The sequence below is a fragment of the Reinekea marina genome (genome assembly GCF_030409715.1).
Taxonomy (GTDB): domain Bacteria; phylum Pseudomonadota; class Gammaproteobacteria; order Pseudomonadales; family Natronospirillaceae; genus Reinekea; species Reinekea marina.
This window is the reverse complement of record NZ_JAUFQI010000001.1, coordinates 133,652-157,766: the sequence shown is the minus strand read 5'-3', so window position 1 is coordinate 157,766 and position 24,115 is coordinate 133,652. Positions and strand designations below refer to the sequence as shown.

At 44.6% G+C, this 24,115-nt stretch carries 22 protein-coding genes, 2 pseudogenes and 1 riboswitch; of the genes and pseudogenes, 13 read left to right on the top strand and 11 right to left on the bottom strand.

Going from position 1 to position 24,115, the window contains the following annotated elements; all coding sequences use genetic code 11:
- The first annotated feature begins 9 nt into the window (after positions 1 to 9).
- The 8 genes and pseudogenes from QWZ13_RS00875 to QWZ13_RS00840 all read left to right on the top strand — a co-directional run bounded on the left by QWZ13_RS00875 (position 10) and on the right by QWZ13_RS00840 (position 7,930).
- Complete coding sequence (locus QWZ13_RS00875; protein ID WP_290280052.1) at positions 10 to 792, top strand: outer membrane lipoprotein-sorting protein; 783 nt, start codon at positions 10 to 12, stop codon at positions 790 to 792.
- 1 nt (position 793) lies between these two features.
- Entirely contained in the window at positions 794 to 2,182 is a 1,389-nt protein-coding gene (locus tag QWZ13_RS00870) for a hypothetical protein (protein ID WP_290280051.1), read from the top strand.
- A 91-nt stretch (positions 2,183 to 2,273) separates the two neighbouring features.
- Complete coding sequence (locus QWZ13_RS00865; RefSeq protein ID WP_290280050.1) at positions 2,274 to 3,716, top strand: rhomboid family intramembrane serine protease; 1,443 nt, start codon at positions 2,274 to 2,276, stop codon at positions 3,714 to 3,716.
- Positions 3,703 to 5,226: a B-box zinc finger protein gene (locus QWZ13_RS00860; RefSeq protein WP_290280049.1), complete on the top strand. Its 1,524-nt coding sequence runs from the start codon at positions 3,703 to 3,705 to the stop codon at positions 5,224 to 5,226. The genes QWZ13_RS00865 and QWZ13_RS00860 overlap by 14 nt, the downstream gene beginning before the upstream one ends.
- 69 nt (positions 5,227 to 5,295) lie before the next feature.
- Positions 5,296 to 5,443: riboswitch (FMN riboswitch) on the top strand.
- Complete coding sequence (locus QWZ13_RS00855; protein WP_290280048.1) at positions 5,438 to 5,623, top strand: hypothetical protein; 186 nt, start codon at positions 5,438 to 5,440, stop codon at positions 5,621 to 5,623. Its footprint overlaps the riboswitch before it by 6 nt.
- Positions 5,541 to 6,482 carry a DMT family transporter gene (locus QWZ13_RS00850; RefSeq protein WP_290280047.1) on the top strand — a complete coding sequence of 314 codons (942 nt, stop codon included), beginning with the start codon at positions 5,541 to 5,543 and terminating at the stop codon, positions 6,480 to 6,482. Before QWZ13_RS00855 ends, QWZ13_RS00850 begins: the two co-directional genes overlap by 83 nt.
- 227 nt (positions 6,483 to 6,709) lie before the next feature.
- Positions 6,710 to 7,588, top strand: a pseudogene (gene rimK / locus QWZ13_RS00845) (30S ribosomal protein S6--L-glutamate ligase); the annotation flags it as partial.
- A 27-nt stretch (positions 7,589 to 7,615) separates the two neighbouring features.
- A complete protein-coding gene (locus QWZ13_RS00840; RefSeq protein ID WP_290283228.1) occupies positions 7,616 to 7,930 on the top strand; it encodes a cation:proton antiporter regulatory subunit in 315 nt (104 codons plus the stop codon).
- A gap of 89 nt (positions 7,931 to 8,019) precedes the next feature.
- Here QWZ13_RS00840 and QWZ13_RS00835 read toward each other — a convergent pair whose 3' ends face one another.
- Together QWZ13_RS00835 and QWZ13_RS00830 are read right to left on the bottom strand one after the other, a co-directional pair.
- On the bottom strand, positions 8,020 to 10,062 hold the full coding sequence (locus tag QWZ13_RS00835) for a M3 family metallopeptidase (RefSeq protein ID WP_290280046.1): 2,043 nt from the start codon (positions 10,060 to 10,062) through the stop codon (positions 8,020 to 8,022).
- Entirely contained in the window at positions 10,059 to 10,190 is a 132-nt protein-coding gene (locus QWZ13_RS00830; RefSeq protein WP_290280045.1) for a hypothetical protein, read from the bottom strand. The genes QWZ13_RS00835 and QWZ13_RS00830 overlap by 4 nt, the downstream gene beginning before the upstream one ends.
- A 73-nt stretch (positions 10,191 to 10,263) precedes the next feature.
- Between QWZ13_RS00830 and rph the strand changes: the two genes are divergently transcribed.
- Entirely contained in the window at positions 10,264 to 10,986 is a 723-nt protein-coding gene (gene rph, locus QWZ13_RS00825; RefSeq protein WP_290283227.1) for a ribonuclease PH, read from the top strand.
- 45 nt (positions 10,987 to 11,031) lie between these two features.
- Positions 11,032 to 11,895 (top strand): YicC/YloC family endoribonuclease, encoded by an 864-nt coding sequence (locus QWZ13_RS00820; protein ID WP_290280044.1) that lies wholly within the window; start codon positions 11,032 to 11,034, stop codon positions 11,893 to 11,895.
- Between the two features lie 97 nt (positions 11,896 to 11,992).
- Here QWZ13_RS00820 and QWZ13_RS00815 read toward each other — a convergent pair whose 3' ends face one another.
- Positions 11,993 to 12,301 (bottom strand): helix-turn-helix domain-containing protein, encoded by a 309-nt coding sequence (locus QWZ13_RS00815; RefSeq protein ID WP_290280043.1) that lies wholly within the window; start codon positions 12,299 to 12,301, stop codon positions 11,993 to 11,995.
- Between the two features lie 283 nt (positions 12,302 to 12,584).
- Between QWZ13_RS00815 and QWZ13_RS00810 the strand changes: the two are divergent.
- Both QWZ13_RS00810 and QWZ13_RS00805 read left to right on the top strand, forming a co-directional pair.
- Positions 12,585 to 12,824: pseudogene (locus QWZ13_RS00810) on the top strand (endoribonuclease YicC domain-containing protein); the annotation flags it as partial.
- Between the two features lie 73 nt (positions 12,825 to 12,897).
- Positions 12,898 to 13,026, top strand: a complete 129-nt coding sequence (locus QWZ13_RS00805; RefSeq protein WP_290280042.1) for a hypothetical protein — start codon at positions 12,898 to 12,900, stop codon at positions 13,024 to 13,026.
- Positions 13,027 to 13,068: 42 nt separating this feature from the next.
- Here QWZ13_RS00805 and QWZ13_RS00800 read toward each other — a convergent pair whose 3' ends face one another.
- The 8 genes from QWZ13_RS00800 to QWZ13_RS00765 form a co-directional block, all read right to left on the bottom strand.
- Entirely contained in the window at positions 13,069 to 16,209 is a 3,141-nt protein-coding gene (locus QWZ13_RS00800; protein ID WP_290280041.1) for a DEAD/DEAH box helicase, read from the bottom strand.
- A gap of 131 nt (positions 16,210 to 16,340) precedes the next feature.
- Complete coding sequence (locus QWZ13_RS00795; protein ID WP_290280040.1) at positions 16,341 to 16,856, bottom strand: DUF4384 domain-containing protein; 516 nt, start codon at positions 16,854 to 16,856, stop codon at positions 16,341 to 16,343.
- Entirely contained in the window at positions 16,853 to 17,608 is a 756-nt protein-coding gene (locus tag QWZ13_RS00790) for an outer membrane beta-barrel protein (protein ID WP_290280039.1), read from the bottom strand. The genes QWZ13_RS00795 and QWZ13_RS00790 overlap by 4 nt, the downstream gene beginning before the upstream one ends.
- Positions 17,609 to 17,631: 23 nt before the next feature.
- Positions 17,632 to 18,678: a caspase family protein gene (locus QWZ13_RS00785; RefSeq protein ID WP_290280038.1), complete on the bottom strand. Its 1,047-nt coding sequence runs from the start codon at positions 18,676 to 18,678 to the stop codon at positions 17,632 to 17,634.
- Positions 18,679 to 18,692: 14 nt separating this feature from the next.
- Positions 18,693 to 19,622: a hypothetical protein gene (locus tag QWZ13_RS00780; RefSeq protein WP_290280037.1), complete on the bottom strand. Its 930-nt coding sequence runs from the start codon at positions 19,620 to 19,622 to the stop codon at positions 18,693 to 18,695.
- A 74-nt stretch (positions 19,623 to 19,696) separates the two neighbouring features.
- Positions 19,697 to 20,605, bottom strand: a complete 909-nt coding sequence (locus QWZ13_RS00775; RefSeq protein ID WP_290280036.1) for a hypothetical protein — start codon at positions 20,603 to 20,605, stop codon at positions 19,697 to 19,699.
- 20 nt (positions 20,606 to 20,625) lie between these two features.
- On the bottom strand, positions 20,626 to 22,476 hold the full coding sequence (locus tag QWZ13_RS00770) for a hypothetical protein (protein WP_290280035.1): 1,851 nt from the start codon (positions 22,474 to 22,476) through the stop codon (positions 20,626 to 20,628).
- Positions 22,421 to 22,603 (bottom strand): hypothetical protein, encoded by a 183-nt coding sequence (locus tag QWZ13_RS00765; RefSeq protein ID WP_290280034.1) that lies wholly within the window; start codon positions 22,601 to 22,603, stop codon positions 22,421 to 22,423. Before QWZ13_RS00765 ends, QWZ13_RS00770 begins: the two co-directional genes overlap by 56 nt.
- Before the next feature lie 111 nt (positions 22,604 to 22,714).
- Here QWZ13_RS00765 and QWZ13_RS00760 point away from each other — a divergent pair, with 111 nt between their 5' ends.
- Positions 22,715 to 24,109, top strand: a complete 1,395-nt coding sequence (locus tag QWZ13_RS00760) for a hypothetical protein (RefSeq protein WP_290280033.1) — start codon at positions 22,715 to 22,717, stop codon at positions 24,107 to 24,109.
- Positions 24,110 to 24,115: the final 6 nt, after the last annotated feature.

Below are 24,115 nucleotides of genomic sequence, written 5' to 3'. Positions count from 1 at the left end.
GAGAGGCTCATGAAAAAGTGTCTGCTGATCGCCGTTCTGGTTTTGTCTGGATCGTTAATGGCAATGACCGCCGATGAAATTATGTCGCGCGTTGATCAAGTTAAAACGCCTTCAACCTTGCAGTCGAATATGACGATGATTTTAGTTGATAACAAAGGCAAGCAACGTATTCGAGCCATGCAATCGCAAAGTGCCGATATGGGCAGCTATGACGCGTCATTGTTGTTCTTTTTAGAACCGGCCGATGTGAAGGGTACCGGGTTTTTAATGAAAGATTACAAAGCGGCGAATGAAGACGACGATCAGTGGATGTTTTTACCCAGCTTAGGAAAAGCTAAGCGAATAGCTGGGAGCGATAAAACAGGAAGCTTTATGGGCAGTGACTTCTCATACGCCGATATGAGTAAACGAAACCTAGAAGACTGGCAATTCAAATTGCTGAAAGAAGACGAAGTGAATGATCAAAAGGTGTGGGTCATAGAAGCCTTACCCGTTTCTGAAGCGGTTGTTGAAAAGACCGGTTATGTAAAAACCATTAGTTATGTTCGGCAAGATAATTTCTTGCCAATTAGAGGCATAAACTATTTAGAAAAGAAAGGAGAGGTTAAGCTACTGAATGTTGCAGAAACGAAGTTAATTAACGGCTATTGGATAAACACTAAAGTTCAAATGATAAGCCAAAAAAATGGTAAAACCGTTCATCGAACACAAATGAGCACGACGGATATTATTGTCGATGCAAATATTGATCAAAATAGTTTTACGTTGAATCGCTTAGAGCAAGGTTTGTAAGATGAATACGCCGATAAAGCTGTGCCCACTGGTTGTGATTACACTCATTACGGGTTCATTATATGCACACAATCAAGCGCGTGCAGACGATTTTGACGATGCTTTCTCAGAAGACTTGTTCGATACAATTGAACCCAATGAACCGTTGCAAACAACGCCCAGTCTCATTAATTGGCAGCATGAAATTGGATCGAAGGTGATTGCTAACATTAACAGTGATGAAGCTACCCCAGTAGAAAAACGTTTTTCCGGTGTCTCTGGCGTGCAGGCATACTATAACCCTGAATTAAATATTAACCCGACTCAATGGTTAGATATTAAAGCCGATGTTTCGTTACAAGCCGACTCAATATTCATACTGAGAAGCGATGAAGATTGGAGTTCACAAGATCAAAGCGCTCGTGAGTTTAGTTATTCAATCAACCAGCTAACGGCACGTGTGCAACACAACCTATGGCAATACAGTACCGGTATTCAAACCGTAACCCTTGGCCTGGCCGATGCGTTTTCTATTGCCAATACCTTGTATGCACAAGATCTCTCATTGCCTGGCTTAGTCGACCCTAAAGATGCGTCTATTCCTGCCTGGACCAGTTGGGCATCGGGTTCTTTTGGCTCTACTCGAGTTAAATTAGGCGTGGTGCACGAGCACACAGTATCTAAACTGGGCGCGCCAGGAACCGATTTCACAACACCTTTGTCGGCCTTGGATGTTTCTGCTGAGCCGTTTGCTATTGAAAACATGAGTGCCTTTTTATCGCTTTCTGGCGTGAATGGCGCGTTAGATTGGCAGCTCAATGCCAACACGCAGCTTCAACACACGCCGACGTTCAAAATGCAACCGGTTGAAGGCGGGTTAGCACCTGAGTACAGCCTATTTGCGAGAACGCAATCCGTTTCGGCCGCGGCCAGTTATGTGCTGGGCTCAACGTTGTTGAAAGCTGAAACAGGGATCACCACAAACTTAAAGGCGCAAACCGTTATTGAAGGCCTGCCGGCCGATCTTGTGAATTACAACCAGTTCAATGCGGTCGTGGGGTTAGACTACCACCCTGCATCAATGGGTAGGTTCATGACGGAAGTTCAATTTGGACAAGTGCTTAACTATGACGCACTTAATTTAATGGCCGAAAACAAAACTAATGTCGCCTGGCTGATGCTGTATTCTAAATCATGGTTGAGAGATACTCTTTCGCTTCAGGCACAAGCGATGGGTTTTGGGTTCGATTCCGATTCTGGCCGTATTCAAGGCCTAGCGCTGGAGTACCAGCATCATGATGCATTGAGCAGTACACTGCGTTTCATCGATTATGTCGCGGGTGATTTCCCATTGCTAATCGGTGCAGATGATAGAGATCGACTCGTGTTCGAGTTGACGTACCAATTTTAAAAGCACGAAAAAATACTAAAAAAGTTGATATCACTAGGAATTTCCTGAAAAATTTTGTTAACCTTGCAAGTTGATTGTAAGGAAACAAATCATGATTATCTTCCCCACCGAAAAACGGCTCGAAATGTCTCGTGCGCCGTTCGTGCTCATTGCGCTTATTTTATTAAATGTATTCATTTATTTTACTTATCAGTCAGGTGATAACGAAAAGGCAGGCCGAGCAATTGAAAGCTACATGGAGCGTAATTTTCTTGAGCAAGAATACCCCATTTTTGTTGACTACCTTAAAGCTGAAGAAGACAAAGTTACATTAGAGCGAGTAGAACAGTTTTACTACGATGAACAGCTCGTGAATGTTGCCGCCAGCATTCTGATGCACACCGAGTTTTATAGCCATTTACAACGGTACGCAAAATCTGAATTTGAACTCAGCTTTTACAATGAATGGCGCCGACCAAGGCAAGAAATTCAAGATCAGTTTTCGTCTATTAGCTCTTTCTCCGGCGGACTAATCTCCAACGATGTTTCAGTATCCGATTTATTATCACATCAGTTTCTACACGGTAGCGTTAGCCACTTACTCGGCAATATGGTGTTTTTGTTTATCTTCGGCTATGCCGTAGAAGCCGCGATTGGTCATCTACGATTTTTAGTTTTTTACTTAGTAGGCGGTGTATTCGCCGGTTTAGCGCAAGTAGTGACTCATCTCGACAGCGGCGTTCCCCTAGTGGGCGCTTCTGGCGCAATTTCTGGCGTTATGGCCATGTACTTAGCGGTCTTCCGATTTAAGAAAATAGAATTTTTCTATTGGGTTCTGTTTTTTGTGGGTTATTTTAGAGCGCCTGCATTGCTTATTTTGCCGTTTTATATAGGTAAAGAAATATACTCTTACATGACAGCCGTAGATTCTAACGTTGCCTTTATGGCGCACGCGGGTGGGTTTGTGGCTGGCGCAATTCTAATTGGCGTAGCATTGTTACTTTCACCAAAATTATTAGATCAAAGCTACTTAGACGAAGATCAAGATTTCTCACCGCGTCAAAAAGCCTTAGCCAAAATATACTCAGCAATAGATGCGCTTCGTTTTGACTCGGCACTTACGCAACTTAATCAGTTAATTCAAGCCGAAGGGCTCGATTATGAACTGGCTAATATTCGCTACAACCTAAACCGTGTTGTTCGCAATAAAACCTTCAGCCGCGAACTGAATGAATTTCTATCGCTGTCTAACTTATCGATCGAACAGAAAAAAGAGCTTGCACAGGTTTGGCAAACAACGGGCGAGCAATACGCTACGTTAGCGCCCGATGAACTACTAAAGTTAGCTTTAAAAATACTTACGCCGAATAATTCGGTCGCCGCTAAATCGATTCACGAGCGATTGTTCCAACTTGAAACACGGCCCGCCGATTTAAAACTGCTGACGCAAAAGCTCATGGAAGTGTTTGCGCAAGAACATGATCACCACAATTTAAGTTTATTTAAAGAACGTTATCAATCATTAACGCAGGAGTGTGCGCATGGACACCTGTAAGTACCACCCGCTTGTTCCTACATCGTTTCATTGCAATAGCTGTGAACAAGATACCTGCAGTGAGTGTGTTGATAATTCCAGTAGCCACGGTCAACCACGTTGCATTCGATGCGGTGAACTTTTAGAGTCGGTCGCAAACAGTGACAACGTTGAACCGTTTTGGCGACGTATTGAGCAGGCATTTAAATACCCGCTTAACTCTGAAGCACTCATGATGATTGTGGGTGTGTCGGTTGGTATGGCCGTGGTTTCTAGCTTACCCTTCGGTGCTTTAACGTTATTTATCATTACGCTTGCCCTTTACGGTGCTATGTTAAATTACAGTTTTATGGCCATGACGCTTTCTTCCGATGGTGACTTTGAGCCGCCTACTGCTGTCGACGCTGTTGCTGGCGGGTTAGGTTTATCCTTTAAAATGATCTTAATGATTATACTCATGGTCGGGATTCTAATCGTGACGGCTTTGCAAGTGGGCCAGGTTGCTGTCAACTTATTAGGGTTGCTCTTTATTGTTGGCTTACCAGCCATTCTCATTTGCTTTGCGCATACCGGCAGTATTATTCAATCACTCAATCCCGTTATGTTTGTTAACCTAATGGCTAAAGTTGGGTTCCCTTATGCGGTATTGCTTGGGTTGTTACTGGTGATGACGTCTTCTGTGAGCGCTATTTCAGCCATCATCGGCAACGATTTTGCAGCGGTATCTTCTGTGTTTCAGTCTATCGTGGCGAACTATTACACCCTAGTGATGTTTCATATTATGGGTTACATGCTGTATCAATACCAAGATCGCTTAGGCTTTACGTCGGGTAACGATATTACCGGTTACGACCACGAGCGGAACCCCGAAGATACTCTGCTGGCAAAAGTGGGTGTGTTTTTAAAAGAAGGCGACTATGCGCGCAGCTTAGGTTTACTCAAAGAAGGCGCAGCCACTTTTCCAACCAATAAGAAACTGGCCGAGAAGTATTTTGATTTATTGTTGTTATTAAAACAACACAAGGCGTTAGCCACCTATGCCGACATCTATTTTATGAATTTAGCCCGCGAGGCTCAAATGAACCGACTGTATTCACAGTATCGTAGGCTTAGCCTGGTGTTGCCAAAATACAAACCGCAATCGAGCGAATTGCGTTATCAGTTGGCGGTAACGTGTGAGCAACAAAGTAATTTTAAAGCCGTGGTTTGGATGATCAACGGCTTGCATGTTGATGACTTGAACTATGTAAACATTGTACAGGCGTATCAATTACTGACAAAAGCTCTGCAAGCGCTTGGGCAAGACGCTATGGCTAAAAAGTGTGGCTTGCTGTTGGAAAAACTTAAACAACGTATGCCCGCTAAAGCTCCGAAGGAGGCCGCGCGACCGGCAGGCAAAGCGGTGTTTGATGCGCAACCTGTATCAACACCCACGATACCGCCAGCAAAGGTTGAGTTCGGCGCTACGGCACCAGAGCCAGAGATTGAAGCCGCGCCAGAATCGTTACCACCGATAGAATTTAAGCCCTAAGGCTCATTTAAACGCTCGTTTTAATTGCCATTTAGTTGAAAATCCGTATTGTGTGCGGCGCACCTAGGTGCACAACTTCAGGGCGGGGCGAAATTCCCCACCGGTGGTAAATGGTTTAGGCCAAAGCCCACGAGCGCTTACATTCTTATGTAAGGTCAAGCAGATCTGGTGAAACTCCAGAGCCGACGGTTACAGTCCGGATAAAGAGAAGTTGCTAAGTATTGGCTATCAACGCGCCTTTTTGGCTGCGTGGTGGCTGGTGCTTTTGCTTTTCTGTGCCCTGTTTACGTTAACGCTTCCAAAAGGAAAACAACGTGACAGGTATTCTGTTAATCATGCTCGCCGCAACATTATGGGCAGCCGATACGTTAATTCGTTACCCTCTACTCGAAACTAATTCGACCTTACTGATTGTATTCTACGAGCACTTATTGTTAGTGATCGCGCTCATTGGCATTACGCTAATTAACCGCCGAACTAAATTTATGTTTAAAAAAGAAGCGCTCATTCCGTTTCTCTTTATTGGCATTTTAGGCTCAGCGGTTGGCACCTTAGCGTTTACCAAAGCCTTTACCATGATGAACCCAACCTTGGTCATTTTGTTGCAAAAGCTGCAGCCAGTAGTGGCCATTGCCATGGCGGCTTTTTTGTTGGGCGAGCCTTTACGCAAGCGTTTCGCCTTGTGGGCGGCGGTAAGTTTGGCGGGCTCAATTTTAATGATTCTGCCAGACATAAGCGCTCTTTTAAAAACCAGCCAATGGTTTTATGACCCTGCATTGCAAAAAGTTTTGCTTGCCACAGGTTCTGCCTTAATTGCCGTATTTGTTTGGGGCAGCAGCACCGTGTTTGGTCGCAAGCTCACCCTAATGGGTTACCAAAGCCACCAAATTATGACCGGCCGATTTTCATTGGGCTTTGTAACTTTGCTCATTTTAATGGTGGCCTATCAAGAAAGTTTTATGCTCAGCGTTGGGTCTCTACCCAAGCTCACCTTAATGGTGGCCATGTCGGGATTGTTGGGCATGTGGCTTTACTACCAAGGCTTAAAGCGGATACCGGCGCGCTACGGCACCATTGGCGAATTATTTTTTCCTGTGGCGGCGGTTCTGATAAATTGGCTATTTTTAGACATTCCACTGACCTGGCACCAGATGGCTGGCGGAGCTGTGTTAATTTTAGGTTCTATCATGGTCACCCGAGAGCCGAAAATAGAGACAGAAGTACAGCCACCAGTGGGTGTTGTGAGTCAACCTTAGTTCACCAAGTATCAAGCAATGCTTCTAATCAAATAGGCATAACGTAAATCTTGTTTATGCCTATTATCGAGCGTGGCTAGCTTTGACCAACGACCTTCTGCGCTTAGATTGATCCGAGTGAAAAGGGTGTGCGAATTTAGAGCACCAACCGAAAAATAAAAATATCGGTTTAAAGAGTAGAGTGCTATGTTAAATGAACACTAGCTTCATAACGGAAGGTACCAACCATGAAACTCGCCATTCTTTCCTGCGGACCCAATTCTTACAGCACTAAGCGGCTCAAAGAAGCCGCTGAAGTACGCGGACATGACGTTAAAGTATTGAATACGTTGAAGTTTGCTATTGACCTCGAACGCGGCTCCCCGAGTCTTTATTACAAGCAAAAACAATTAAGTGAATACGATGCCGTACTTCCTCGCGTAGGCGCATCGATCACCTATTATGGAACCGCGGTCGTGCGGCAGTTTCAAGAGATGGGTGTTTATTGTGCCAATACGGCCCACGGTATTTTGAATTCACGAGATAAGTTGCGCAGCCTACAAATTTTAAGCCGCCACCATTTAGGTATTCCTAAAACCAATTTCGTACGCGATAAAAAAGACGTACTGCCGGCCATCGAGCGGGTTGGCAATGCGCCCGTTGTAATTAAACTGATTGAAGGTACACAAGGTATCGGTGTATTGCTGGCCGAATCTACCAAGGCTGCAGAAGGCATCATAGAGTTGTTGCAAAGCCAAAAGCAAAACGTGTTAGTTCAAAAGTTCGTGGCAGAAAGTAAAGGCAAAGACATTCGCGCATTGGTGGTGGGTGATCGTGTTGTGGCGGCTATGCGCCGAGTGGCGCAAGGCCAAGAATTCCGCAGTAATGTTCACCGAGGCGGTGTTGCCGAAATAGTCGAACTCAGTGATGCCTATAAAGAAACCGCGGTACGAGCCGCACAAATTTTAGGGCTGCAAGTTGCGGGTGTGGACATGCTCGAAGGTAAAGACGGCCCGCAAATTATGGAGGTGAATTCTTCACCGGGGTTAGAAGGCATTGAAACCTGCACAGGGTTAGACATTGCCGGCGCGATCATTGATTACATTGCCGCGCAAGTAGACTTCCCTGAAATCGATATTCGTCAACGGTTAACAGTGAGTAAAGGCTACGGCATTGCCGAAATATACATTCCACCGGAAGCTAACTTTGTCGGACAAACCATAACCGAATCGGGGCTACCAGAGCTAGACGTAAATGTACTTACGCTCTATCGTGGCGAAAAGGTAATTCCTAACCCGAAGTACTCACGAGTGTTAGAGCCGGGCGATAAACTGTTGTGCTTTGGAAAAATGGCGTCGATGAAAACGTTAGTGCCTAAATCGGCACGAGATAATCGTAAACCGGATCTTAAGAAATTAGACACAGACATCACCGCTGAAGAGCCGTCTCAGCCTATAGGTGATGTTTAAATAAGTTGAAGAGCGGCTGTGTACGGTTCATTGAAGTACCGTAACACAGCCAAATTGGGTAAGAAAAACCTTACCCTAGAGTGCAATCATTAAGCCGCAATGCCATTGTGGCGTAGCAGCGCATCAACACTCGGTGCACGGCCACGGAACTCGGCAAACAATTCAGCCGCGGGTTTAGAACCGCCGTTGGCTAATACAATGTTGCGGAACGCTAAGCCCGTTTCGGTGTTGAAAATACCCTCTTCTTCAAACTTGCTGAACGCATCAGCACTGAGTACTTCTGCCCACTTGTAGCTGTAGTAACCGGCTGCATAACCACCACCGAAGATGTGCCCAAATCCATTTTGGAATTTGTTTTCTGCAATGGCAGGAACAACCGCCACCTGTTCACGAACGGTGTCGAGCACGCTTTGAATGTCATCGCTGCTGTAACCTTCGGTGCGCATGTGTAGGTGCATATCGAATAAAGAAAACTCAAGCTGGCGCACTTTCGCCATCGCGCTTTGGAAATTTTTCGCCGCGAGCAGTTTATCGAGCAAGGCTTTCGGCAGTGGTTCACCGGTAGCTTCGTGACCAGAAATAAACGCCAGCGCTTCTTCTTCCCAGCACCAGTTTTCCATAAACTGGCTTGGCAGTTCTACTGCATCCCAAGCAACACCATTAATGCCGCTCACCGCTTTAGAATCGATGCGCGTCAGCATGTGGTGTAAACCATGACCAAACTCATGGAATAAGGTGGTCAGCTCATCGTGCGTAAGCAACGAAGGTTTACCATCGACTGGCGGGGTAAAGTTACAGGTAAGGTATGCAACAGGAAGCTGCACAGCATCGCCCGTGTTCATGCGCACTCGGCAATCGTCCATCCAAGCGCCACCGCGTTTGCCTTCACGCGCGTATAAATCTAAATAGAAACGCGCAATGAGTTTGCCATCTTCATAAACGTTATGCAGGGTAACATCGGGGTGGTAAGTTTCGTAATCTTCCGCGGGTTCAAAAGTAACGTTGAACAAACGCGTTACCGTTTCAAACAAACCTGCCAACGCTTTTGGCGCAGGGAAGTAAGCGCGCAACTCTTCTTGCGATACCGCGTAACGTTCTTGCTTTAACTTTTCAGACGCGTAGCTGACATCCCACGGTTGTAAATCGTCTATGCCAAGGTTTGTTTTGGCAAACTCAGCGAGCTCTGCAAATTCTTTTTGCGCTTGAGGGTAAGCTTTTTCGGCCAGTTCATTTAAAAACACGATCACTTCTTCAGGCGATTCGGCCATTTTTGTGGCGAGTGATACATCGGCGTAGTGACGGTAACCCAACAACTCGGCCACTTGCTGCTTCTTCTCTAAAATTTGTGTCATTATTGGGCCGTTATCAAACTTGCCAGCATCGGGGCCTTGATCAGACGCTTTACTGACATTGGCACGATACACTTCTTCACGCAATTCGCGATTGTCGGCATAAGTGAGTACCGGTAATACCGACGGCATTTCTAAAGTAATTAGCCAGCCATCTTTGTCTTTTTGTTTGGCGTATTGAGCGAGTGTTGCTTTCGCCGTATCGGGCAGGCCAACTAAATCAGCTTCGTTGGTAATGTGCTTGGTCCAAGATTGGGTCGCATCTAATAGTTGCTCAGAAAAGGTTTGGCTCAGCTTTGCCAACTCGCCTTTTAGCGCCGCAAATTGTTCTTGCTGTTCTTTGGGTAAATCAATTCCGCTTAATCGGAACTCTAACAACGCCTGGTTCACACTTTCTTGCTGTGCTTGGCTTAGGCTGGCAAAGGCATCGCTCTCGCTGATGGTTTGGTACGCTTTAAACAAGCCTTCATGCTGGCCAACCCAAGTAGAAAATTCTGTCACTAGCCCAAGTGCTTTGCCATAGGCTTCACGCAATTCGGGCGTATCGGCCACGTTGCTTAAATGGCTAAACACGGCCCAAGCGTTATCGAGTAATCGGCTTTGCTGATCAATAGGGTCTATGGTGTTTGCCCAAGTAGCGTTGCTGGCGTTTTCGGTGAGTTCGTTGATCAGCTTTTTACCATCGTCTATAAGCTGTGTAATGGCAGGCTCTATGTGTTCTGGTTTAAATTGCTCGAACGGTGGCAATTCATGGTTTTCGAGTAGCGGGTTTGGGGTTGTCATAATCGGTTCCTTTTAAACATAAAATTACTATAAGGCCAAAACCTGTAACTGCAAGCAAGGCAACGTAAAACGCTGGTCAACCCATGTAAACTCACCGATTCGGTCTTGGAGGCAAAAGCTGACAGCAAATCACCTAAAGTGGTGATTAGGCACCACTCGCTATATAATCGCCGGCCAAATTTAGAAAAGAGTGGTAGCGTTATGCGTCCAAGTGGCCGACAAAATGATCAATTACGAGAAGTCTCCATCGAGCGAAGCTTTACTAAGCATGCCGAAGGGTCTGTATTAATCAGCTTTGGCGATACCAAGGTAATATGCACCGCATCGGTAGAAGCGGGCGTACCACGCTTTATGAAGGGCCAAGGTAAAGGCTGGGTTACTGCCGAATACGGCATGTTACCGCGCTCTACCGGCACCCGTAACAACCGTGAAGCCGCACGAGGCAAGCAAACCGGACGCACCGTAGAAATTGGCCGCCTTATTGGCCGTTCATTGCGTGCCGCTATCGATATGGAAAAACTTGGTGAATACACCATAGTGGTTGATTGCGATGTGATACAAGCCGATGGCGGTACAAGAACGGCTTCAATTACCGGGGCATTTGTCGCATTGACCGACGCTATCAACGGTTTATTGGCTAAGGGCGCCATTAAAAAGAACCCCATTAAATACTCGTTAGCCGCAATTTCAGTGGGCATTTGGCAAGACACGCCCGTGCTCGATTTAGATTACGCCGAAGACAGCACCGCCGAAACCGACCTAAACGTTATTATGACTGGTAACGGTGGCTTTGTAGAAATTCAAGGCACCGCAGAAGGCGAGCCATTCCGCCCTGAACAGTTAACGGCCATGTTGGCCCTAGCTGAAAAAGGCGTAAAAGAACTGTGTGCAAAGCAAGAACAAGCCTTAACACAAGCTAGCTAAAGCCAGATTAATACTGTGACAACGGTAAAGAAATAAGGGTTTCAAATGACGTACAGCATGACCGCGTTTGCGCGCAAAGAGCAAAGTTTTGATTTCGGTACACTCTCAATAGAGATTAAATCGGTGAATCAACGTTACTTGGAACCCACCTTTCGATTACCTGAAACCCTACGCCCAGTGGAGATGAAACTGCGCGAACGGCTTAAGCAAAAAGTAAAACGCGGCAAGCTAGAAGTAAACGTTCGCTTTTACGCACAATCGGGTGCCGATAGCCTTGGCGTCGATGAAGCCCGTCTAACGGCCGTACAACGCGCCCTTGAAAAAGTACAAGCGCAAGTAACCAACACCGCCCCAGTAAACCCACTGGAGCTACTGCAATACCCTGGTGTATTAATCGACGAAGCACTGGATATAGACGCCGTAAACGCCGCCCTATTAAACCAATTTAACGACGCCCTAACCGACTTCCTAGCCGGCCGAACCCGAGAAGGCGAAGTTCTGGCCAACGCCATTGCCGAACGCCTAGACGACATCACCACCATTGTTGCCGCCATACGCGAAGAAGCCCCTGAATGGGTGCAAACTTTCCGAGACAACCTACGTGAAAAAGCCCTAAACCTAGGTGCCGAAATAAACCCAGACCGCCTAGAACAAGAAGTGGTGATGTTAGCCCAAAAAGCCGACGTAGCCGAAGAACTCGACCGCCTAGACGGCCACGTTAAAGAATGCCGCAGCATCCTCAAACAAAAAGGCGCGGTAGGCCGCAAACTCGACTTTTTAATGCAAGAGTTTAACCGCGAAGCGAATACGTTAGGCTCTAAAGCAACCAAAGAAAGTATTACGCGTAATGCCGTGCAGTTGAAGGTGTTGATTGAGCAGATGCGGGAGCAGGTTCAGAATATTGAGTGAGTACTTAGGCTAGAAACTAGGCGCTCAATTATTTCCAACGTAGGTTATTGCTTCTATGGTTTCGCCATAAAATAGAATATTTAAAGCTGATACTTTGTTATGTGTCGTCGTCATCTAGCTGGTATGCAGGTGACATTTGCTTGGCTACATCGCTGTTACCTTGGGCACTTCGAATTATAGACTTAACGGCAAGTACCGACTTTTTCGGTACAACAAACAACTCTAAATCGAGCGCACGAGCAAGCGTAATTAAGCTCGACACTCTTATATCAACACCACCAGACTCGATTTTCGAGATGTGGCTTTGAGGCACACCCGAACGAGCGCTCAACTCTCTTTGGCTAAACCCTTTTCGTACTCGAGCTTCTCGGAGGTTTTCTAGTAGTTGCTCTGTTACGTAGCTCAATTTGATATACCTAAGCGTATCGTTAAAGGAAGGTTATATATATAAACATATCACTGTGTCTTGGCATATAAAAGATTGATTAGCTATAATATATCAAGTTGAATTAATCGATCGGTAATTATAGATAAATTATGACCTGCCTACCTTGGGTAAACGGGTTTGTTTTGCAGCGACACCTTTTTATATTTCATGACAATTTAATGTATAAATATTGCTAAAAATTATACATATCTTAGGCTTGATGAATAATTAACTCGCTAATTTATACATAATTGCGGTTGGCGCTCAAAAAGCCGACGTAGCCGAAGAATTAGGCCGCCTAGACGGCCACGTAAAAGAATGCCGTAGCATCCTCAAACAAAAAGGCGCGGTAGGCCGCAAACTCGACTTTTTAATGCAAGAGTTTAACCGCGAAGCGAATACGTTAGGGTCTAAGGCCACTAAAGAAAGTATTACGCGTAATGCTGTTCAGTTGAAGGTGTTGATTGAGCAGATGCGGGAGCAGGTTCAGAATATTGAGTAGCTATGGTCTTTTAGATCACCGCTCCGACTCTTCATGTCGAAAAAACAGCATTTAATCGACACATTTAAATGATATGTCGATTAAATCGCCTTGCGTACTATCACTCGGGATATATTTAGGTTGTGTATTTCAGCAGCTTATTTATTTTAAGAAAAATACCAACTTCATCAAAAACCCAATCCAATTGCGAAACAAAAGGTGAACCCCTAATTACGGGAGCATATTCTTATTAAATTGAAACAACTTAACCAGAAGCCAACTTAGCTGCCTGTTTCCACATAAAGCTCGGCATAGGCGTTTCCAATCGCCAAGTAATGTTCATAGGTTGAGACCCTGTATGGGACTTATATTTTACTTCACCAAAGTTAACAAAACCTAACGTTCGCCCGTACTCATCTTTGGTTTGCTCTCGAACAAATAAAAACAAACGCTTGCCGGATTGTTGATGCTGAATGTAACTTCTGCCTTGTCCTCGATCTGGCCTTGCGCTGTTTTGCGATTGCCAATGAAATAGTTTTTCGTTAATGGCGTAGTCGTGGTACATGGTAGTTGGCGAGAATTGTTTGGTATTCTTATTTAAAGTGACAAACATCAATTCAATATTTTGATCTTTAATCACCAATACCCCTTCGCGTGAAGGAGATTTTTTCTCAAATGTAGTCGCACCAAAAGCGACAAATATCTGTTCGCGAGCATAGCGAGCATGTAGTCTAAGTGGAACTTTAGGAAGGTTTTGCATTTCGGGTTGATCATGTTTCGTTTGCGAAAGCTGCCAATCCAATACATCCAATAATTCTGTTTTCATGCCGAGACTACCCAAATTTGTGATGCTTTCTTTAATAGATTCCAACCCATTCTCTTTTCCTGGCTTCTGCCAGAAATCATAATGGCACATTAGAGCATGTCGGTGATTATAGTTTTCTAGAGAAAAGTTCGTTTGGCACATAGTCTTCAAAAAGCTTAAATAAGCGTGGTCATCACAGGTAAGAATTCGATTATATATGGCCTTTTTAACCATTTTACGTGCATTCTCATCAGCGGTATTTTCGCTTATTTTATCCTCAGCTTGGTCGACTAAGTCCGCCCAGCTACCGCGTTTATATAACTCATTAAGATCGATATGAGGGTGATGAGATAAAAAGTTTGTTAATGTTAAAGGCAGTGTAGAATGATGAGGGTATTGCCGTATCATAGCAATGAGTCGATTTAAAGTTAGTGATGCTTGTCGGATGTTACGTAATACCATCTCTTGAGATTGTTTGGTTAATTCAATCCGGCAACCAAATGGTGCATGTGGAAAGCCCTGTTTTATTTCGTCACCAATAGAACTTGGGCTTTTCCCTACCAATGCTCTAAACTTGTTACCAAAATCATACTCAGGGCGAGAATTACCCACAAAATCCAACACGGTGCAGCATTCTTTACCTTCAGCTAAGCGTAAACCACGGCCAAGTTGCTGTAAGAAAATGGTTAAACTTTCCGTCGGCCGTAAAAATAACAATGTATCAACTTCCGGAATATCAACACCTTCATTAAAAATATCAACGACGCAGAGCACGTTAATTTGCCCAGTGCGAATGGCTTGTTGTTTCTGTTGTCGCTCTTGGCTGTTATCACTGGTCAAGACATCCGCATTAATTCCTTTAAGCAACAATTGCTTTGCCATATATTGCGCATGTTCTTTACTTACACAAAAGGCGAGTGCTTTCATTTGACTCACGTCCGTGATTATTTCTTGCAAGCTCAGTAGAATTTTATCAAAACGAGCTTGGTTGTACGTATATAAATTAGTTAATTGAGCAATGTCGTAACGGCCTCGACTCCATGGTATTTTCCGTAGGTCAGTATCATCATCAATTCCAAAATACTGAAATGGGCAAAGATGACGTCGATTAATTGCCTCCGGCAAACGAATTTCTGCCGCAATAACTCCGCCAAAATCTCCTAAAATATCACTACCATCATGTCGCTCTGGTGTTGCTGTAAGACCTAGTAATATAGAAGGTGAAAAATGCTCTAATACCGAACGATAGCTACTTGCTGAAATATGATGGACTTCATCTATAACAATGTAGTCAAAAAAGTCTTCAGATAAATTGAGCTGACTAAGTTGATTATTCAATGTCTGAATTGACACAAAAATTTCGCGGTAGTGAGCAGGGGAGTGCGCCCCCACCCATAGCTCGCCAAAGCTACTGTTACGCAGGACCCCTCTAAATGCCGATCTTGCTTGCTTTAAAATCTCTTCGCGATGAGCCACAAATAAGAAGTTTGCCCTTGGTTGTTTTTTTACGAAACGAGCAAAATCAAAGGCAGAAATGAGCGTTTTCCCAGTGCCGGTAGCAGCCACAATCAGGTTACGAAAGCGCTTATGAAGGCTACGTTCAACAGCAATTTGCTCCAAGATCTCACTTTGATGTGGGAACGGCGTTAGATCGAAAAAGTGTGACGGACCAGTTTCATAGTCTCCGCGTTGCTGTTGTAATGCTTTTTTAAGCTTTTCGCTGCTCACTGCGTCGCCGCTAAAAAGCTCAAAGTCATTGGATGCCCAGTATGTTTCAAAAGTGCTTAGTGATTTATTAATAATGTGTGGGATTTCCTGAGCGGTAATCTTTAAATTCCACTCTAAGCCATTAGTCAAAGCAGAATGAGAAAGATTCGAGGACCCAATATAGCCTGTATGGTAGGTTGTATTTCGTAAGAAAAGATAGCTTTTGGCGTGTAATCGCTCTCGATCGGTATTGTAACTTAGCTTAACCTCTGTGTTGGGTAATTTAGCTAAAAACTCTACCGCTTTAGCATCAGTCGCTCCCATATATGAAGTAGTTATTACTTTTAACTGACGCCCACTGGATGTGAACTCTTCGAGCTCATTACGAAAAATTCTAATCCCCGCCCATTTAATAAATGAAACAAGCCAATAAATTTTATCTGCCGATAAAATTTCCCGTTTTAGTTCAGACTCAAGTGACAGTCCAGCATTGCTTCCACAAAATAGTTCACTTTGCGAAAGTCCTGTTAAAGGTGTTATATCTTTAATATAGTTTTTAAGGTCCGAGGAAACAGGGTTCTCTACTTCAAAGAGAGCGGTTAGAATTTTACCTTGGCTGACAAGTAAGTTATCTTCGATTAAACCGTTATCTTGGATTTGTTCCTTTAACCAAAGTAACAATTGATTTGATAAATTAATTTGCTGCTGTAGGCGGTCATCACTATTAGGAAGAGAATCAATGGCATATTCAATTATTCGTGCTAAGAATTGCGATAGCCAAATAGAAGCTTCACTGCTGGTGAGTTCTCGCTCACCTACATAGAACCGGTCATGATCAATATTACTTTCAATGAGTTGGGTTACAAGTTGTTCATAAATTCCTGTTTGTTGCATGCTCTTCCTAGAAATATAGTTGATACTATTTTGATCCTAAAAGTACACCTATATTGACCTCGCTGTCTAACACTATATGTCAATTTGAATATATCAATAATTTCGGAAGGGCTTCTAAGTTTAACTTTTTCTTACTCAGCCCCCTCTAAAACCTGATACCCAACACTAGAAACTACCGCGCTACTATCTATGTCAATTATCAGACTTTCTAAATCAGACATTAAAAATGTTTTACGCTTTGACTTCCTCGTAAGTATTTTCTTATCTAAATCAAGCAATTGAGTTTCACTCAAAACCGCAAACAAAACCTCTTCCCCAAAAGGAGCCGATGCCGTCAGCTTATACGGGGCGTTAACCTCGGGAAAGGCGATAAAATACCCAGGCTCAATAAATAGGCTGGTTTGGTAGGTGTTGGGCAGTAATTGCTGAATGTTTCCGTTCGCGTCTTGCAAAAATAAGCTTAGGTAGCCGCTGGTTTCGGTGGTAATTAAAAATTGTATTGTATCGCCTGCAACATAGCTGGCGTTATCGCCCAGTGATGTTGTTACCGAGAAGTGCTCACTAGTTGTTGCTGGTGTGTCTGCGCTTTGTGCCAAGTTGTGAATATTTATGCACAGAGCCACCATTGCAATGAGTAAATGCTTCATTTCCCAAAGCGCCGCTGAAGGCCAATGGTGATTGTGCTTATGCTATGGGTCTGATTTTTCTGGTTGCGATATTGGTTTTCTAGGCTGTGGCCTTCTAAAGAAATTTGCAGTAGCGTTCTATTTGAAAAATAGTAAGCGGTGCCGAGCTCAATGGCTACGCCTCTGGCGTCGCCAATGTCTTCTGCTTCACCGTCCACTTTAATATTTATGTTCATGCTTTCTGAAGCCACTGAGCCAAATAATAAAAAGCGTTTTGAAATAGGGTAGTTACCGGCAATGCCTACGGAATAGCCTGCGAGTTCTTGAGTTATATCGGGGTCTTCCCAAACTAAGCCGAATCGCTTGAAGCCAAATATAGGGTACAACCGAGGCCACACGCGGTACCCAAAGGCTAAATCGAATTCAGACGCGCCGGCTTTTTTAAAATCTAAGCCCATGTATTCATCAAGTGGAATTCTGTCTGGGCCGGTGCCATCAAAATTGTAGCCGGCTAATGAAAGCGAGAGTGCTCCTACCCATTTATCTTTTTGATACCCTGCACTTATGCCTAACCCGCCACCTTCACCGTAAAAAGCTTCGTTATCGGGTTCGCTGTTTACGCCGCTCCAATTGCCATTGGTTAATTTTACGCCGCCAACAAAATTAAAAGGTGTTTGCGCCCAAACGTTCGAAGTAAGTACCACTAGAGTTGCGGCTATAATTAGTCCAATCACTCCGTATTTTTGCATACATTTTCCCGTGTATCGTGCCATTGAATGAATCTCGCTAAATAGGTTTACAACGTTGGCATGGGAACCATGGCGTCACTGAGTTTTTCTGGTTTTGGTTCGGGGTCTTTTTCTACATCGCGCACTTCACGCGTAGATTGTGGCTGCTGTACTTTTATCTCAACCACAGTTTCATTAGCTTTGCTGGTTGTATCTATGTTCACTTTAATAAATAAAAACTCACCAAGCTCGTCACCAGCGCCATACAAAACCCCACTTTCGGGAACCTGATTCACATTATTCGCTACGGCTTTGCTAACGTTCGCGCCCAGTTCGGTTGCCGTTAAAATAGGGTTGTTATTGAGCGTCAATTCGCTTAATAAAAAATAGGTGAATGGTGAGTGCCCAGAAGATCGGTAATCATCATCTACGTATTCAATACCTCCGGCGGCAATAATTTGTGCGCTGCGTTTTTGGGCGATTTTTTCATAGTAGGAATAGCTATCGTCCTTATCCACTGCTCCGCGATTTCCGTCTCGCAGTAAGGTACCACTGAAGCATGAATCGCTGAGTAACAGGGTGTGCTTGGCCCGTTCAGCAATAATAGAAAGCTCATCGCGTATGGTTGAGTTACGAACAAAGGTTGTGTGATCGGTGCCAACGGCATCTACAGGTACCCAGTAACCTTTATTATTGTCTTCATCTAAAAAACCATGCCCTGCGTAATACAATAAAACACTGTCATTGGGTTGAACACGGTCGGTTAGGTTGCGTAAGGCCAGCAAAATATCACGTCGAGAGGCGTTTTCTAACAGCGTGACATCGGTAAAGCCGTAGTCGTTGGTTAATACACTTGCCACCGATCTTGAATCGGATACGGCCGTTTTTAACGGCGCCCATAAGTTTTCGGGGTCGAGATAGTCGTTGTTACCAATGATTAGTGCGCGGTAGGTGCCGGTGGCTAATGGGTGGTTTAGCTTGGTGTTGGCTTCTATTTGTATGCCTCGTTTGGCGTTCATTTTGGCTAAAACGTTTGTCGTTAAAAGCAAGGTGGTTGCCAATAAACAAGCAGCAATACTCATGCGCCTTAGATTACTTGGTTTTTTTATAGACATATACGCTACTCATCCTATTCGCTACTGCTTTTAACGGCATCGATGTTTGATACCACAAAACCACCACTGGTTTGAAATTGCCGTCCATCGTTTGCTAATCCAGATAATACCCATTCATAGGCTTTACCGCTAGAAAAGAGCGAAGCGGGTAGGGTTAGTTCTGTGTCTGCTATTTGCTGATCGGCAATTGTATCTATAGCGCCCTGCGTAGAATGGGTGATTCTGAATTGATAGGTTTCTACACCTTCAATGGCGGGCCATTGGGCATTTAGTTGGAGCGCATCGAGCTGAATATAAACGCCAGCGTAAGGCGCACGCTCTGCATTGGCTGAATGGAAGAATCCCAAACCGGGGGTTGGCTGTTGCCAAAATAAGCTTTCATCGCTTTGAAACTGAACCAGTTGCGGCGCATCGATCGCCTTATTCTGCGCATCGTTCATCACAAACAGCCCTATTGCAAAGGTCACAATGAAGGTTGCTGCAACGGGTTGCCAAACGGGAGCTTGCCAGCTATCTAATATGTTCAGTATTTTTTCAAACCATGAATGTTTGTTTTTATGCTGAGATTTTTTTGAACTGATTACCGTAGTCGTATGTTGCACACTTTCTAGAGTGTTCACTTGGTTAGAGTGCATTGCATAATGCAGCGCGGCTTTTTGCCATTGTGCATCGTGTTTGATGAGTTGTTCTATTTTTTTATGTTCAGCCGTGTCTAACTTTTTTTCTACGTAGGCGGCAATTAATAAGGCATCGTCATCGGTGAGGCCTTGGCTAGAAGCTAAATTCATTTGGCTTTCTAAAATCTGCGTTGGCATCGCTTTTAATTGCGCCAATGTGCTACGACACTGCGCACAATCAACTAGGTGAGTTCTTAGCACCTGTTGGCTAGGGTTACTTGGATTATCCAAAAAACCCAATAATTCTTCGGCGTTAAAATGGTTCATAAGCTATCTTCGTTTTCATTGGTCCGTTCGTCAATAGACGCAGAAACGGGTTTATTTTGAATATTAAGTTCATATTAATTGTGCTCGTCTCTGTGCAAAAGCGTGTGTAACTTAGCGAGCGTTTTACGTTTAAAATAATACAGCTGTTGTTTGTTGGTGCTAGCCGCCGGAATGTTGGGGCTTAACGGCAAATCAAGCTGCGCCAGCGCTTGTAAAACGCTCTCGGCATCTTCTTGATCTATCACCATGGCTTCTAGTACAAACTGTTCTACGCCATCGAGTTGAGAAAATGCTTTATTTAACTGCTCTGATTGTAACCATTGCTCTTGGCTGGGCTGCTCGCTAACGGCGTCAAATTCTTCGGCTTCATCGTTCAGCTCAGAAAATGCTCGGGTCGTTGGCGGGTCTAATAAATGCAGTTTATTGTGCTCTAGCAACGTGAGCAAAATTTGCTCGGCGGTTGCTGTCACTTGTTCTGGTGGCAGTGCTAATTTGGATGCGATTAACGATGCCGAATCGCCGGTGCGTAACGCAAGAAATATTTTCTTCGCATCAACGTTTAAGGCTTCTATAAATTCAGGTACGTGCACTCGGCGGCCAAAACGCCAATCTTTCCAGCGTTCATAAAACGGCATTGAATTTACAATAACGCGTACGTAGTGAATAAAAGGAGCGCCTTCTTTTTGGCTAAAGGTATCTAGGCGTTTATTGTTGGTTAAATCGGCGAGCATCCAACCGTAGCTGGCATTTGCCCATTCACATAAGGGCAATTCTTTGTTCATTGAGCCTTCTGGTGGCTTTAAGGTGCATTGCGAGTTAAATTTGTTTTGCTGGCAAAAACGACGACAAAACCGATCCGTTTGTGCTTGCACTTCTGGGTCTACCAGTTGGCTTAATTGCGCCCGAGCTCGCGTGTCTCCCTCTAGCACACGGGCGATGAGTTTGGCGTTTTCGTTTTTTTTAGTCGCGGTTACGTCAGTCATAAGTGGGTAACATCACCGTCTTATGAGCTGGGTAAATAGTAAAACCAACCATGCACAACTCCTTGTTCAATTTTTACAGCCAAACCTAAATGGTCGTAAGCCAAATACTGGCCGGCAACGAGATCGAGCCGCCGACTGGGTGTACCAAGGTTTGTTATCACGCGATCTATAGTCCAGCGCATTTGCACTTTATCAATCATATCGCGGACATTATCGGTCACCCAAACACTAATAATCCGCGCTTGGTCATCAACAACGATAGAGCGGCCATCAAGTGTTAACAGTTGAAATGGCGCGCCGTTGTACCATAGCTCGGCGGTTGCATCGGGTCGGTCTTTCAACCATTTTTCCCCAATGCGATATTCTTGCACAGCAAACGGTATGGAAACCGATTGCTTTGCCATTCTATTGGGTTGCAATTGGTTTAACGCCATCTGAAATAAATCACTGTGTGCTTGTTGTTCACGTTGAGCATACTGCAGCCACAGTTGCTTTGCGGTGTCTGCTTGGCTTTCGCGTAAATAATGGCCGGTCATGTTCATTAAGGCGGCGTACTGGAGTTGGCTTAATGACAACCCTTGCGGCTTGCTTTGGCTATCTCTAACTTCGCTCAACAGGTTTAATGCTTGGCTGTTTTTCCCATCTAATAGCAAGTTAATGCCTTGCAAATAAGCGCTTGTAATGTCACTGCCAAAACGCGCTATGTATTCACCTTGAAGAATGCCTGCGGCCATGGGGGTGTTATTCATCATTTGGTAGGCGCTAATCATTAATACGTAGGTGGCTGGGTTATCTGGCGCTAATTTTTTTGCTTGCGTGAAGTATTCAAGGCTCTTCTGTGCCAGAGCATTCACTCCTTGGTGCGTTTGGATGCCTCGTTTGGCCACCAACGCTGGTCGAAGCTGTGGTGTTGCATCAATGAATAATGGGAAGTAATACGGAAAGGTTTCCTTATTGGCGGCATGCAGTTGATATACACGAAACGCTTCGGCCAAATAAGTTAACCCTATGCTGGTTAAAACGGCACGGTTCGGATAACTGCGACCGTAGGTTGTAAAGTATCGTCTGGCTTGCTCATAGTCTCCGGTGACCATCGCTTGAACACCCATTTCATACAACACGGCTTGGGCAGAAATCGCCTCAATTTGCGACTTAGTACGCAAAGCGCGTAATTGTGCTTGCGCGCAGGCTATTTTGAATTGGGTATTCACACCTTGTTCGCAACTGTTTTGCCAAAGTTGCTCAACCCATGTGGTGTAAAAGTCTTGCTGGTGTTGGGTTTGAATCACGGCTTGGGTGTCAAAGCCTACGCTGGCCATTAACACAATGGCATCTTGGTCGGCTTGCGCCTCGGCTTTTTCAATGTCGGCCATATCGGCGTTGGCTAAATTCCCCATCACTTTAGATTGCTGTTCTGGGCTTTGATCGCCCACCATGCGATAAAATTTTAAGTGCCATAAATCATCAGAACGCTGATGCGCCAATTCATGTGCTATTACAAAGGCCAATAGGTGGTCGGCTTGTGTTGGGTGTTGTTCTTGAATCAGTCTAATCGCGCTGCGGGTGAGCAGAATGTTGCCATCGGCAAGTGAGGCTGCCCAAGGGCCGTTTGTTGCTTCAATGATGTTTAAAGTAGGTGCAACGCGAGTGTAATCCCATGCTCTTAGCAGGCGGTCGAATATTTGGTGCGCCCATAACACCTCTTCATGGTTGGCAGGATCTACAATTTGATCATTCCAATACCGAATATATTGCGTCGGGTCATTGGGTGAAATCTGAGTCGTCGCCCTAGCAATAGGTGATGTTAAGCACAGGCTAAAGAGTGTCAATAATACAAATTTCATGGGTCTTGAAGTCGCTTTTAGGTTCATGAAGCATAACGTACTTTATAAGTTTTATCTTAATAGACTCTGAATGGTGAATCATTTGAATAAAAAGTTTAAATATTTGATCTCGCCTTAAATAGAGCGCTTTAAGCCTAGCTTTGTTAAGGAACATAAACTTTTTTAAATTATTTTTTCAAATAACCAATATTAGGGTGTCTTTAGTTACCTGACCTCTGGCAATACGTGTTGTCAGCAACCCAAACATGACAGAACAGGTGAGACTATGAAACCGTTAGCAACCACGAAAACAGTACTTTTTAGCACAATTCTCGCAATCTCTTTGGCGGGTTGTGAGCAACCAGGTTTAAGCGCTGCGCCAGAATTTGATTTAGATATACCCAGTAGCTTGAAAGCTTCAAGCGAAACCGCAAAAACGAATGCGGAACGTATGGATTCAATGAGCCGTACACTAGAAACAATTTCCGTTAGCGCTGGCGAAGCTGGAAATACCTTTAACAATGGGGGTGTCAGTACTCGAAGCGGTACAGGCGAACCCTGTAGTTTTAACAGCGTAAGCGACGACGATATGTTTGCTAACGGCTATAACATGACTCGGTTTATGGTATCTGCTGTTTCAACCTGGACCTGTGTTGCCGATACCTTAATTACCCTAACAGACGGTCTTCCACATGATGGCGCTATTGTTGCGACCGATAACGTAAAAGGGACTGAAGGCTTTGAGGCCGACGAACCAACGCATTATAGCGTGAGCGATGACAGCGATAGCCAAACCACGATCCGAATATACTACGGCTATGATCAAGAGCTACCCCCCACATCTTCTGATGAAGCTGGCTTCTATTTAGCCTGGGATAGTTTCTTAAGCGATGTCAGCGGTAAGCTGATCATTAATACTCAGTTCCATGATGAAGTACCTGAAAGCGACGATCCTGTGCAAATGCGTCTGGATTTTGATTTCAGCGAATCGAGTAAAGTGGCCGACATGTACATGAAGTTTGATGACGCAAATGAATGGGCCGAAGGTTACCGCATTAAAGTCACTAAAGATTTAACGGCACCACTCTCTGGCAAGGTATTTGAAGCGCAAGGTTTGTTGGCCATGACAGCGCAGTACGTGCCGGTGAATGGCATTGAAGCCTTACCTGACTTAAGTGTTTACACCGTAGCAAACCAGTTAGGTGATGGCGCGGCTGTAGCTCAAATGACAGACTTAGTATTGCCTCTGGAACTAACCAATACCAATCACCTAGGTAACTACTTAACGACCAAAGAAGATACTTACTACTTCGACAGCGATTCCGATTGGGATTACATTGCAAAAACCTTTACCGCTGCAACGTTAGAAGGTGGTCGCACCACGGCCGCAACTGGCGGTACTTGGTTAAACCCATTTGACCCTTCATTAGATATGATCGCGGCTGAATTAGAACTCGGAAGCAGTTACTTCACTGGGTCAGAATGCGCAGCCGACGGTGACAACTGTGTCGAATTGATCAACGCGGTAGTAGAAGATGGGTTTGCGAATCAAGAGCAAAACCAAGGAACAAATCCGATGGATTGGCGTTCAACAGAACTGATGGCACCTGTTTACTTAGACTCCGTTTTCCCGAACGGCTTAAACTGGGATGGCGCCTTTGACCAAGTGTTTTACCCATAATCAAGA

Coding starts and splice junctions, on each gene's coding strand:
- QWZ13_RS00875 (WP_290280052.1), top strand. CDS start 10: ATGAAAAAGTGTCTGCTGATCGCCGTTCTGGTTTTGTCTGGATCGTTA.
- QWZ13_RS00870 (WP_290280051.1), top strand. CDS start 794: ATGAATACGCCGATAAAGCTGTGCCCACTGGTTGTGATTACACTCATT.
- QWZ13_RS00865 (WP_290280050.1), top strand. CDS start 2,274: ATGATTATCTTCCCCACCGAAAAACGGCTCGAAATGTCTCGTGCGCCG.
- QWZ13_RS00860 (WP_290280049.1), top strand. CDS start 3,703: ATGGACACCTGTAAGTACCACCCGCTTGTTCCTACATCGTTTCATTGC.
- QWZ13_RS00835 (WP_290280046.1), bottom strand. CDS start 10,062: ATGACAACCCCAAACCCGCTACTCGAAAACCATGAATTGCCACCGTTC.
- rph (WP_290283227.1), top strand. CDS start 10,264: ATGCGTCCAAGTGGCCGACAAAATGATCAATTACGAGAAGTCTCCATC.
- QWZ13_RS00820 (WP_290280044.1), top strand. CDS start 11,032: ATGACGTACAGCATGACCGCGTTTGCGCGCAAAGAGCAAAGTTTTGAT.
- QWZ13_RS00805 (WP_290280042.1), top strand. CDS start 12,898: ATGTCGATTAAATCGCCTTGCGTACTATCACTCGGGATATATTTAGGT.
- QWZ13_RS00800 (WP_290280041.1), bottom strand. CDS start 16,209: ATGCAACAAACAGGAATTTATGAACAACTTGTAACCCAACTCATTGAA.
- QWZ13_RS00795 (WP_290280040.1), bottom strand. CDS start 16,856: ATGAAGCATTTACTCATTGCAATGGTGGCTCTGTGCATAAATATTCAC.
- QWZ13_RS00790 (WP_290280039.1), bottom strand. CDS start 17,608: ATGGCACGATACACGGGAAAATGTATGCAAAAATACGGAGTGATTGGA.
- QWZ13_RS00785 (WP_290280038.1), bottom strand. CDS start 18,678: ATGTCTATAAAAAAACCAAGTAATCTAAGGCGCATGAGTATTGCTGCT.
- QWZ13_RS00780 (WP_290280037.1), bottom strand. CDS start 19,622: ATGAACCATTTTAACGCCGAAGAATTATTGGGTTTTTTGGATAATCCA.
- QWZ13_RS00775 (WP_290280036.1), bottom strand. CDS start 20,605: ATGACTGACGTAACCGCGACTAAAAAAAACGAAAACGCCAAACTCATC.
- QWZ13_RS00770 (WP_290280035.1), bottom strand. CDS start 22,476: ATGAACCTAAAAGCGACTTCAAGACCCATGAAATTTGTATTATTGACA.
- QWZ13_RS00765 (WP_290280034.1), bottom strand. CDS start 22,603: ATGTTCCTTAACAAAGCTAGGCTTAAAGCGCTCTATTTAAGGCGAGAT.
- QWZ13_RS00760 (WP_290280033.1), top strand. CDS start 22,715: ATGAAACCGTTAGCAACCACGAAAACAGTACTTTTTAGCACAATTCTC.